We start from the raw sequence: 9,404 nt of genomic DNA, 5'->3' as shown, positions 1-9,404 counted from the left end.
TCCGTCACATCAAAACGCGCCACGTCCGAGTTCTACCAGCCACAGCCAGCCCGCTCTCCGGCCCCACCGAGATCCGAACCCCGAACAGCTCCTAGCGCCAGGGCATGTGCTGAAGGCACCAGGTATTGCCGTCCGGGTCGGCGAAGTAGGCGTAGAGCACGCCGCCGGAGTCCTCGATCTCGCTGATCTCGACGCCACGCCCGACGAGTTGAGCGCGCGATGCCTCGATGTCGGCCACCACGAGGTGCAGACCGCGCAGAGTTCCTGGGGGCATGTCGAGTGTGGGCAGGCCTTCGGTGAGCGTGATCGAGCATGCCGAACCGGGCGGAGTGAGCTGGACGACGCGGACACCGGGCTTGGGGTTGACGTCGACGTCGAGACGGAACCCGAGCTGGCCCTGGTAGAAGGCCTTGGCCCGTTCGATGTCGGTGGTCGGCACCGGCACGAGTTCCAGCAGCAGCGTGCCAGGGGGCACAGGCGGGTTACCGGAGTCCTCGGGAACTTCCCCGAGGTCGGTCGGGATCTCGGTGACTGGTGCGGATGCGTCGGTCATGGATGGTGCCTTTCGTCAGGGGAGGTGTGGTGGCAGTGTGGCGAGTACAGCGGCGAGGCGGTCGTATCCTTCGCCGGCGCCGCGTTGCATGGAGCTGCGCACGACCATGTCGCGAATTTCGGGCGAGGAGTACTGCGCGGTGACGGTCATGGTGGTGTGTCCGTCTGTCTCGTCCAGAACGGTGGTGACCAGTGCCGCGCCGTCGGCCCAGTCACGGTGGATCTCGGTCTGTGTGAGGCGTACAGGCGGCACGACCTCACGGAACAGCCCGTGTAGTTCCATCTCGGAGCCACCCGGCCCTGTTGAGACGAACCGCCAGACACCGCCTGGGCGTAGGTCGACCTCGCAAACGGTGAGCTGCCAGCCGCGGGCGCCGTACCAGCGGCGGAGCAGTTCCGGCTCGGTGAGCGCGGCGAAGACCAGCGGCGCGGGAGCGGCGAAGGTCCGGGTGAGGACGAGGCCGGTGGCCCCGAACGCGACGACGTGCAGCCCGAGGCCGGGGTGGGGGGAGGTCACGCTTTGCCGTCCTGCAGGTCGTCCAGCAAGGCATCCAGTCGCTGATAGCTCGCTTCCCAATAGTCGCGGTAGTCGGCCAGCCAGTCCGTGGCCGTCTTGAGCGGCTCGGCCACCAGCCGGCATGGCCGGCGTTGTGCGTCGCGGCCGCGGCTGATCAGGCCCGCCCGTTCGAGCACGCGCAGGTGTTTGGAGACGGCGGGCTGGCTCATCGCGAACGGCGCGGCCAGCTCGGTGACCGTGGCGTCACCCGCCGCGAGCCGGGCCAGGATGGCCCGTCGGGTGGGGTCGGCGAGCGCCGCGAACGTCGCGTCCAGCCTGTCGCTTGCAACCATTTCCATAACCCTCCGGTTCCATAACCTGATGGTTTTATATGTGCTAGCGTCCAGCTTTGTCAAAATCGCAGACGCTCTGGGGGCAACCATGGGAAAGGTCTTCACACAGGCGTCGGTCTCGCTGGACGGGTACATCTCCGGCCCCGGCCAGTCAGGCTTCGACAAGCTGTTCGCCTGGTGCACGGCAGGCTCCGTGGCCACGCCAACGGCCGATCCGAACCGGCTGACCTACCGCACCTCCGAGGCAACGGCCCGCTACCTGCGCCGACTCCAGGAGACGCTCGGAGCCTGTGTCATCGGCCGGAACCTGTTCGACCTCACCGCGGGCTGGAACGGGCGGCACCCGGGCGGCGTACCGGTGTTCGTTGTCAGCCACCGCCCACCACTGTCCGACTGGACGGCGACGACACCGTTCACGTTCGTCAGCGACGGCGTGGAGAACGCGATCGCGCGAGCCCGCGAGGTGGCCGGGCATCGCGACGTCGGCGTCGGTCCCGGCGGCACCGCGGCCGACGCGCTGAAGGCCGACCTGCTCGACGAGTTGCGGCTGGACGTCGTGCCGGTGGTACTCGGCGGCGGCACGCCTGTGCTGGCCGGGCTCAACGCCACAGCACCGATCGGCTTCGAGCAGGCGGAGATCATCGAGGGAATCGGTGTGACTCACATGATCTATCGCCGCGCGCCCCGGACGCCGGGGTAATGCAAGAGATCCGCCTCTGTCGCCGACCGCCAACCGACCCGCCCCAGCGACCGATCAAATAGGCCCCCCGCTCAGGCCCATGCCACCAGCCGCAAAGCAACGCCACACAACCGATCATGCGTGCCTTGACCCGGCAAGACGGCAGAGCGCCATGCCACACCAGCGAGCAAAGGACGGGACAGCCGGCCCGAACTCCACCACGCCGTCCCAGCCGCCGCACAACTCCTTCCGCTCCAGCAGGCCGGTCGCGGCGGCGATGACCCGACGGCACATCTCACCCCGCAGAACCGACGATCACCGCACCGAGCCGTGGATACGCCGCACCCTCGGAAGTCCCCACACGGCAGCAGAGAAGGCTCCGATCCCCGCCCACCCCGCCAGGACATCGGCCACCGACCCGAACAGGGCCGGGACACAGGTCTCACAGGCCCGCGTCCTCACGCATGTCGAAGGCGTCGCGGGCGTGTTCGATGGCGGGCATGTGCTCCGACGCCCAGGCCAGCAGGACGTCGATGGGCTGCCGCAAGGTCTTGCCGAGCGGTGTGATCCGATACACGATCGCCACCGGCCGTGTGGAGAGAACCTCACGTTCGATCACCCCGTTACGCTCCAGGCGGCGAAGAGTCGTGGTCAGCGACTTCTGCGTGACCGCGGGCATGGCCCGGCGCAGCTGGTTGAAGCGGCAGGGGCGTTCACAGAGCTCGTTGAGCACACCGAGGGACCACTTGTCGAGCACCTGATCGAGGAGTTCGCGGTGCGGGGCGTCGATGCGGAGCCCGCCGTCGGTATCCATGGTGAAACCTGGTTTCGTTGAAGTGCCTTTCTCCTACTAGGTAGCTTACAGATACCTACATTGACAAGGAGAAACAGCCATGACCGTCAAGCACTTCACCCCCGAAGGCCTGCTCCAGCCCACCCCCTACCACCATGTCGCCGTCGGCACGGGCACCACACACGTCCATGTCAGCGGGCAGGTCGCCCGACAGGCCGACGGAACCCCGGTGGCCCCCGGCGATCTGGCCGGACAGGTCGCACAGGCCCTGCGCAACACCGCCGCCGGCCTGGCCGGCGCAGGCGCCTCGTTCGCGGACGTGTTGCGCCTGACGTTCTATGTGACCCGGTGGAGCCCGGAGAAGATCGGCGACCTCATGGCCGGAGTCGAGGCCGTCGCCGAGGAGATCGGCCTTCGGCTCCCCATGCCCCCGGCCTCCCTCATCGGCGTCGACCACCTCTTCGAGCCGGACGTCCTCGTCGAGGTCGAGGCGACCGCACTGCTCGACTGATCCGGCGCACGCAGCCGTGCCCGGCCGCCGCACGGCCACGCACGGCACGAACTGGTCAACGTGGCGTTCGGCGGCCGATGCTCTCCAGGTCCGCCACATCCTCACCGGAGAGGGAGAGCCCGGCACCGACGATGTTCTCCCTCAGATGGGCTGTCGATGATGTGCCGGGGATGAGCAGGATGTTCGGTGAGCGCTGCAACAGCCAGGCCAACGCGACCGACATCGGCGTCGCCCCAAGCCGCGCCGCGACCCTCCAGAGCGCATCGGACTGTAGCGGCGTGAAGCCCCCCAGCGGGAAGAACGGCACGTAGGCAATGCCGGCGGCGGCGAGCCTGTCGATGAGGTCGTCGTCGTGGCGGTGGGCGAGGTTGTACATGTTCTGCACACAGACGATTCGAGCGATACCTCGGGCCTCGGCGACCTGCTCGGTGGTGACGTTGCTGACCCCGAGGTGACGGATCAGGCCCTCTCGCTGGAGTTCGACGAGCGTCGCGAACGCCTCGGCGAGCGAACCAGGCTTAGGGCCTTCGGCATCGCCCATGCGCATGTTGACCAAGTCGAGGGTCTCGGCCCCGAGAGACCGGAGGTTCTCGTGGACCTGCTTGCGCAGATCTTCGGGCCGCCGGGCCGTGGGCCAGCCGCCTTGCGCGTCTCGGTTCGCCCCCACCTTGGTGGCGATGAACAACGACTCCGGGTAGGGATGCAGCGCCTCACGGATCAGTTCGTTGGTGACGCGCGGTCCGTACGCGCCACTGGTGTCAACGTGGGTGATACCGGCCGCGACGGCCGCGCGCAATACCGCCAGGGCGCCATCGTGGTCGGCGGGAGGCCCCATGACCCCCGGGCCGGCGAGTTGCATCGCGCCGTAACCGAACCGGGTGATGGTCGCGTTGCCCAGTGTCCAGGTGCCGCCGGGAAGTGATGCGGTCGCCGCGTTCATCGTTGTGCCTTTCCCTTATCGCCGTGGGTGGCGTTTTCAACCCCCGGACGAGTATTGGAGAGTTACTTCCCATAGGGAAGTAGGCACCCTGAAGTGCGTAACTCTCCCAAAGGCGAAAGGGCGAGATCGGTGAAGCCGACGAAGGCTGCCCAGAGAGCACGGGCCAAGATGGAGTACAACGCGTTCCTGGCCGCGTGCCCCAAGGCCAGGAGCCGCAGCCGGTCGTCATCGGCCGCAGCCGACTCATCGCCGACACCGGAATGAGCGCGTTCCTACGTTTCTACCGGACTGACCAGTCCCGCAACCGGTCGGGCGGGGCCAACGCGGGGCTCGGGCTCGCCCATCGCCCGCTCCCTCGCCCGCACGCACGCACGGCGGCGACGTCGAGCTGCGCACCGCCCCCGGCGAAGGCGCCCGCTTCCGCCTCACCCTGACCCCTCCGCACGGTCAGGACCCCTCTCCCCGTAAGGAACGCCCCGGCGGACAGCACCTACCCCGAGACAAACACCCAGGAAGACGCCGCAAGGCCGTTGGTTGTGGCGTGGGCAGCAGTACGTGGCATGGTCGGGCTGGCGCTCGGGGCGGTGATGGCCGTGGTCGAGCTGGCGTGGGTCGTCATCGCGATGCCGCTGCTGGCAATGCCGTCTACCCGGCCTTGGTCGTTCCGTGGCGCCGGGCGGCTGGCCGAGGCCGATCGGGTCCGCGTCAATCGCTGGCTGGGTGGCACCGTCGCCCCGTGTTTGGCCGGGGCGTGCGCTGGCGTACGTGGCGATGCGCGGCATCGTCGGCGGGCTCGGTGGCGGGGTGCTGGTGCTCGTCGGGATCTGGGCGACGTCGAGCTGGCGCGCGCTCTCCGGCGGTACCGGGCAACATGCCGAGATGAGCTGGTACGACCCGATCACCTGGACGGCGTTCGGACTCCTCGTCATCTTCCTGGCGGCGCTGGAACGACGGCTGGCGGAATGGGGACTCGCGCCCAGTGACAAGGAGGTGCTGCGCAGCCGCGTCGAGCAACTGTCGCGGATGCGGGCAGAGGTGCTGGAGGCGGTCGATGACGAGCGGCGGCGGATCGAGCGGGACCTGCACGACGGCGTGCAGCAGCGACTGGTCGCGTGGTCGCGCTGGGCATGCTGCTCGGCCGGGCCCATCGCCTCGACTTTACCCGGTGGCCTTGGACGACGGCGGGCTGCCGGCGGTGCTGGAGTCGCTTGCCGAACGCTCCAGCGTGCCGATCGACCTGGACTACGACGTTCCGATGCGGCTGGGCCCGGCCCAGGAGACAACCGCCTACGTCGATGGCGTTGCACCTGCGCGGCCAGAACCTCAGCCTGCGCGACATCGCCGCCCGCCCGGTCATCACCCTCGGCAGGAAAAAGGGCCAGGACCCCTCACCGGCCACCGTGCTGCGCATGCTCCGCGATCACGACGACGCGAAGCCCCCGCCCCGTAAGGGGCCGTGAACTGAAGAGACGGCGCTCGTTTGGGGCTGGCGACACGTTCGTTAACGGCACCCCTACCGGGCTGGGCGGGCGATCAGCGCCTCTATGCCGTCCAGCAGGAGGTCGAGGCCGAACCGGAAGTCGGCGTCCTCCGTCCAGCCGGTGGAGTCCCTGAGCAGGCCGGAGCGCATCATGGCCGACAGTGCCGGGTACGTCGCGGGGTCCAGGACCTCGGTGAGTATCTCGCCGTACTCGGTGGCTCCCTTGGCCCTGGCCGCGAGCTCCTTGCCACCGGCGCCGAGCGAGTGCGTGAGTGTCGCGTCGGTGAGGGCGTAGCCGGTCAGCACCGTGGCGGCGTTGAACTTCTGGCCGTCGTCCAGCCCGGTACCGGACAACGCGTCCAGGGCCCGGTCAAGCCAGAGCAGTCGCCGCGGCCCCATGGGCGGGGTGCTCTGGCGCAGGTCCAGCAGCCAGGGCCGGGACAGCAGGAGGTCGCGGGTGAGCCGGGTCCACGTGGCGAGGTAGGCGCGCCAGGACAGGTTCTCGCGTTCGGGCGGTGGGGGCACGGCGCTGTCGGCCATGACGGTCAGCAGTTCGTCCTTGCTGCCGACGTACCGGTAGAGCGCCATCGGAGCGACGCCCACCCGGGCGGCGACGTTGCTCATGGAGACGGCGGCCAGCCCCTCGGTGTCGGCGATCTCAATGGCGGCCATCGTGATCGTGGCCAGGTCCAGGCGCGGCCTCGGGCCTCTGCGCGTGATGGGTTCGCGGTCCCACATCCGCGCCACGACGGGTGGCAGCTCTGCCATGGAACATCCTCTCGTGCGGCCGGAATCTGTGTACGTCATATAGCACAATAATCGTGTATGACGTACATAGTAGACTGTACACAATAAGGGAGGCGTCATGGAGATCCGTACGTTCGCACGGAGTGACCGCGCCGAGCTGCGCGAGCTGTTCGAGCGCGTGGGCGAGGGCGCTCCCACGGCGTCGCTGTGGGGGCACGTGGACTCGGAGGCGGCCGTCTACCTGGATCCCTACATGGAGCTGGAGCCGGATTCGCTCTTCGTCGCCGTCACCGGGGGCGCCCTGGTGGGCTACCTGACGGGATGCCTCGACAGTGCGAGGTTCCCCGGGGAGGGCGAGCGCATGGAGAAGGCGATGCGGACCTACCGGCTGGTCTTCCGACCCAGGCCCGCGGCCTTCTTCGCGCGCAGCCTGGCCGATCTGGCGTGGGCCGCGGTCCGCAGGGAGCCTGGCGTCGGCGAGTTCACCGACGCCAGGTGGCCCGCGCACCTGCACATCAACGTGGCACCCGAAGCGCGAGGGACAGGTGCCGCCGACGGGCTGATGAGCCGGTGGCTTGACAGGCTCAGGAAGGCCGGATCTCCCGGCTGCCACCTGCAGACCCTGGTCGAGAACACCCGGGCGGTGCGGTTCTTTGAGCGCATGGGCTTCGCCGAGCACGGCCCGGCACCACTGGTGCCCGGCCTCCGGCACGACGGCCGACGGGTCCACCAGCGGACGATGATCTGGAGTGCCAGCCGCACTGCTGAGGAGGCAGAGGCCGGAGCGCGGACGTCCGCCAAGCCTCAATAACCCCGGGCCGAACCGCCACCATCGGACCATAGGGACGGCGTGCCCGGGGACCGGCGTGCGCCCACCGACGACAAGCCAAAGCAGTGACGATCAGCGCGCCCTGGGCTGACTGCCGGGCTGGGGCCCCGGGATTCCTCACGGGGCATCTGATTGTTGAACCCTCGACGCTCGGCCCCGGCCCGAGGTCGAGCTGTTTGCTCATGTCGAGCTCGAACTTGCCGTACAGATTCAGGTGGCTCCAGAAGAGAGCCGACAGGGCGCGCCGGTCGGCCTCGGTAAGTTTCTTCCGCTGTTCGTGCCGAGCACGAAGGTGCACAGCAGCAGCCGGCGGCGCAGCACCTTCGCGTCGGTCACCGTGCGCGAGGCCACCGAGGTGAACTCGCCGGTGAACTTCGTGGCGTGGTCGACATTCTTGACCAGGTCCAGCAGGTCGATCACGCCCCAGCGGCGGGTGATCTCCTCTGTGCGGCGTGACCAGCACGCACAGCTCGTACGGGATCCGCTCGACCAGACCGCTGTCAGGGTCGAGGACCGCATCGCGCCAGCCCTCGGGCACCACGTGCTCCAGCGGCACTACCTTGACCTGTCCCGCCATGAACTCCACCGCCGGGCGAGGCAGGTCCTCCCGGCGCGGGAACCTTGCCTCAAGCTCGAAGAACTTCAGCATCAGGCCGAAGCCGAGCCGAGGCGCCCCGGACTTGTTCGCCAGTAGCGCGAACTCCTCCTCGTCCAGCGTCCAGCACTCGATCAGGTCCTCGATCTCCCATTCGCGTCGCATGTCCCGCACCCCTTCTCCCGAACCTCCAACGAAGGCCAGAAGAAACATGGTTTGTAACCACCCGGCTACGACTGGTATGTCGTACCCGTGATGGCGACGCAACGCGCCAGAGATATAACGCTTTGCTACTTTGCGGCCAGGCCTACGAAGGAATCCATGGCCAAATCCCATAACGCCAGTTACTTAGCGTTACTTTGCGGCTGGTGACACAGACCCGAGCGGGGGGCCACCGAGGGCGAGAAGCGGAAGCCCACCAACTGACCGATCGGGGCACCCTGCCCGGCCATCCGCACCAGGCTGCTGGCGGAGGTGACGGCGGGCGGCACTCCGAAGCCCTCAGCACCCACCGCCCGATTCGATGACAGCGGGCAGGTGCGGCACCAGTACACCGCTTGCCAGACCTGCCCACTGTCGAACCCGCCGAGAGTTGACGCACCCCGACGACTCCGGCCGAGCACCGGGCCAGCTCCTTGCCGCTCACCCGGCCGCGCCACAGGACGGACAGCAGGACGCGGGCCGCGTAGGCGGAGGCCCGGTCAGCCGCGTCGGCGCAGTTCGGCGTTGATGCGCAGGGCCTCGGCAAGCTGGTCTTCCAAGATGATGATGCGGCAGGCGGCCTCCAGAGCGGTGCCCTGGTCGACCAATTCCCGGGCGCGGGCGGCCAGGCGCAGCTGGTAGCGCGAGTAACGGCGGTGACCGCCCTCGGAGCGCTGCGGCTCGATCAGCCTGGCGGCGCCCAGACTGCGCAAGAACGCCGGGGTGACACCGAGGACCTCCGCGGCCCGCCCCATGCTGTAAGCGGGGTAATCCTCATCGTCGAGTTTCCGGCCGGGCCTGTCACCGGCCTCATCGGGGAGCGTCTGAGCCGCCTCCGTCTCCACCTTCTCGGCGGTGTCCCGGGGGTGAGAACCCGGGGATGTGACTGCTTGATCCATACAACCTTCCCTAACGCGGACGAGGGCCCCGGCGCCATGATGCGCCGGGGCCCAGAGGTTCAACACCATCTACCGGCCTTATGGCCGACTCACTGCTTCCGCACTGGCCGCCCGCAAAGGCAGGGGTGCGGGGATCGCGTAAGCGTAACCGTAAACCACCGTCCAATCCGTGGAGGTGCGGTACCCGTGCGGCGAACTTCAGCCGACGACGGGCGATCCTGATGGCGTTCAACACTCCCTTCGGTATCTCTACTTCGACTTCATCTGTCACTACTTCGGCAGCGCGTCCACGGCAAGGACCCTTCGATCCTGCTGGCCCCGGCACGTCC

At 68.3% G+C, this 9,404-nt stretch carries 12 protein-coding genes and 2 pseudogenes; 5 read left to right on the top strand and 9 right to left on the bottom strand.

What is annotated here, in order from left to right; translation table 11 throughout:
- Nucleotides 1-91 precede the first annotated feature (91 nt).
- The 3 genes from ACIBVQ_RS34315 to ACIBVQ_RS34305 are packed head-to-tail and all read right to left on the bottom strand — an operon-like array spanning nucleotide 92 to nucleotide 1,401.
- Complete coding sequence (locus ACIBVQ_RS34315; protein WP_399182648.1) at nucleotides 92-553, bottom strand: VOC family protein; 462 nt, start codon at nucleotides 551-553, stop codon at nucleotides 92-94.
- Between the two features lie 15 nt (nucleotides 554-568).
- Nucleotides 569-1,069 carry an SRPBCC family protein gene (locus ACIBVQ_RS34310; RefSeq protein WP_399182646.1) on the bottom strand — a complete coding sequence of 167 codons (501 nt, stop codon included), beginning with the start codon at nucleotides 1,067-1,069 and terminating at the stop codon, nucleotides 569-571.
- The gene (locus ACIBVQ_RS34305; protein WP_399182644.1) at nucleotides 1,066-1,401 is read right to left on the bottom strand and encodes an ArsR/SmtB family transcription factor; all 336 of its coding nucleotides are present in this window, start codon (nucleotides 1,399-1,401) and stop codon (nucleotides 1,066-1,068) included. Before ACIBVQ_RS34305 ends, ACIBVQ_RS34310 begins: the two co-directional genes overlap by 4 nt.
- A gap of 88 nt (nucleotides 1,402-1,489) precedes the next feature.
- Here ACIBVQ_RS34305 and ACIBVQ_RS34300 point away from each other — a divergent pair, with 88 nt between their 5' ends.
- Nucleotides 1,490-2,101: a dihydrofolate reductase family protein gene (locus ACIBVQ_RS34300; RefSeq protein ID WP_399182643.1), complete on the top strand. Its 612-nt coding sequence runs from the start codon at nucleotides 1,490-1,492 to the stop codon at nucleotides 2,099-2,101.
- 421 nt (nucleotides 2,102-2,522) lie between these two features.
- Here ACIBVQ_RS34300 and ACIBVQ_RS34295 read toward each other — a convergent pair whose 3' ends face one another.
- Nucleotides 2,523-2,894 carry a helix-turn-helix domain-containing protein gene (locus tag ACIBVQ_RS34295; protein ID WP_352013365.1) on the bottom strand — a complete coding sequence of 124 codons (372 nt, stop codon included), beginning with the start codon at nucleotides 2,892-2,894 and terminating at the stop codon, nucleotides 2,523-2,525.
- A gap of 79 nt (nucleotides 2,895-2,973) precedes the next feature.
- Between ACIBVQ_RS34295 and ACIBVQ_RS34290 the strand changes: the two genes are divergently transcribed.
- Nucleotides 2,974-3,384, top strand: coding sequence for a RidA family protein (locus tag ACIBVQ_RS34290; RefSeq protein ID WP_399182640.1), 411 nt, complete (start codon nucleotides 2,974-2,976; stop codon nucleotides 3,382-3,384).
- A 55-nt stretch (nucleotides 3,385-3,439) separates the two neighbouring features.
- On the opposite strand, the gene ACIBVQ_RS34285 is transcribed toward ACIBVQ_RS34290, so the two are convergent.
- Nucleotides 3,440-4,324, bottom strand: coding sequence for an oxidoreductase (locus ACIBVQ_RS34285; protein WP_399182638.1), 885 nt, complete (start codon nucleotides 4,322-4,324; stop codon nucleotides 3,440-3,442).
- Nucleotides 4,325-5,095: 771 nt separating this feature from the next.
- Here ACIBVQ_RS34285 and ACIBVQ_RS34280 point away from each other — a divergent pair.
- Both ACIBVQ_RS34280 and ACIBVQ_RS34275 read left to right on the top strand, forming a co-directional pair.
- Nucleotides 5,096-5,437: pseudogene (locus tag ACIBVQ_RS34280) on the top strand (histidine kinase); the annotation flags it as partial.
- 182 nt (nucleotides 5,438-5,619) lie between these two features.
- Nucleotides 5,620-5,784: a hypothetical protein gene (locus ACIBVQ_RS34275; RefSeq protein ID WP_399182652.1), complete on the top strand. Its 165-nt coding sequence runs from the start codon at nucleotides 5,620-5,622 to the stop codon at nucleotides 5,782-5,784.
- Nucleotides 5,785-5,837: 53 nt separating this feature from the next.
- On the opposite strand, the gene ACIBVQ_RS34270 is transcribed toward ACIBVQ_RS34275, so the two are convergent.
- On the bottom strand, nucleotides 5,838-6,572 hold the full coding sequence (locus ACIBVQ_RS34270; RefSeq protein ID WP_399182636.1) for a TetR/AcrR family transcriptional regulator: 735 nt from the start codon (nucleotides 6,570-6,572) through the stop codon (nucleotides 5,838-5,840).
- Between the two features lie 97 nt (nucleotides 6,573-6,669).
- Here ACIBVQ_RS34270 and ACIBVQ_RS34265 point away from each other — a divergent pair, with 97 nt between their 5' ends.
- Nucleotides 6,670-7,362 (top strand): GNAT family N-acetyltransferase, encoded by a 693-nt coding sequence (locus tag ACIBVQ_RS34265; RefSeq protein ID WP_362778847.1) that lies wholly within the window; start codon nucleotides 6,670-6,672, stop codon nucleotides 7,360-7,362.
- Between the two features lie 228 nt (nucleotides 7,363-7,590).
- Here ACIBVQ_RS34265 and ACIBVQ_RS34260 read toward each other — a convergent pair whose 3' ends face one another.
- The 3 genes and pseudogenes from ACIBVQ_RS34260 to ACIBVQ_RS34250 form a co-directional block, all read right to left on the bottom strand.
- Nucleotides 7,591-7,899 (bottom strand): hypothetical protein, encoded by a 309-nt coding sequence (locus ACIBVQ_RS34260; protein WP_399182650.1) that lies wholly within the window; start codon nucleotides 7,897-7,899, stop codon nucleotides 7,591-7,593.
- Nucleotides 7,900-7,942: 43 nt separating this feature from the next.
- Nucleotides 7,943-8,140: pseudogene (locus ACIBVQ_RS34255) on the bottom strand (DUF4158 domain-containing protein); the annotation flags it as partial.
- Nucleotides 8,141-8,676: 536 nt separating this feature from the next.
- Nucleotides 8,677-8,931: a MerR family transcriptional regulator gene (locus tag ACIBVQ_RS34250; protein ID WP_362912143.1), complete on the bottom strand. Its 255-nt coding sequence runs from the start codon at nucleotides 8,929-8,931 to the stop codon at nucleotides 8,677-8,679.
- Between the last annotated feature and the right edge of the window lie 473 nt (nucleotides 8,932-9,404).

The organism is Streptosporangium sp. NPDC049376, assembly GCF_044466505.1.
Classification (GTDB): Bacteria; Actinomycetota; Actinomycetes; order Streptosporangiales; family Streptosporangiaceae; genus Streptosporangium.
The sequence above is the reverse complement of the archived record's forward strand: the minus strand, read 5'-3'. Positions and strand labels throughout refer to the sequence as shown.

Bases quoted from the DNA above. Each gene is read 5' to 3' on its own strand.
- ACIBVQ_RS34270 (WP_399182636.1), bottom strand. From the start codon at position 6,572: ATGGCAGAGCTGCCACCCGTCGTGGCGCGGATGTGGGACCGCGAACCC.
- ACIBVQ_RS34260 (WP_399182650.1), bottom strand. From the start codon at position 7,899: ATGCGGTCCTCGACCCTGACAGCGGTCTGGTCGAGCGGATCCCGTACG.
- ACIBVQ_RS34285 (WP_399182638.1), bottom strand. From the start codon at position 4,324: ATGAACGCGGCGACCGCATCACTTCCCGGCGGCACCTGGACACTGGGC.
- ACIBVQ_RS34265 (WP_362778847.1), top strand. From the start codon at position 6,670: ATGGAGATCCGTACGTTCGCACGGAGTGACCGCGCCGAGCTGCGCGAG.
- ACIBVQ_RS34305 (WP_399182644.1), bottom strand. From the start codon at position 1,401: ATGGTTGCAAGCGACAGGCTGGACGCGACGTTCGCGGCGCTCGCCGAC.
- ACIBVQ_RS34290 (WP_399182640.1), top strand. From the start codon at position 2,974: ATGACCGTCAAGCACTTCACCCCCGAAGGCCTGCTCCAGCCCACCCCC.
- ACIBVQ_RS34295 (WP_352013365.1), bottom strand. From the start codon at position 2,894: ATGGATACCGACGGCGGGCTCCGCATCGACGCCCCGCACCGCGAACTC.
- ACIBVQ_RS34300 (WP_399182643.1), top strand. From the start codon at position 1,490: ATGGGAAAGGTCTTCACACAGGCGTCGGTCTCGCTGGACGGGTACATC.
- ACIBVQ_RS34275 (WP_399182652.1), top strand. From the start codon at position 5,620: ATGGCGTTGCACCTGCGCGGCCAGAACCTCAGCCTGCGCGACATCGCC.
- ACIBVQ_RS34250 (WP_362912143.1), bottom strand. From the start codon at position 8,931: ATGGGGCGGGCCGCGGAGGTCCTCGGTGTCACCCCGGCGTTCTTGCGC.
- ACIBVQ_RS34315 (WP_399182648.1), bottom strand. From the start codon at position 553: ATGACCGACGCATCCGCACCAGTCACCGAGATCCCGACCGACCTCGGG.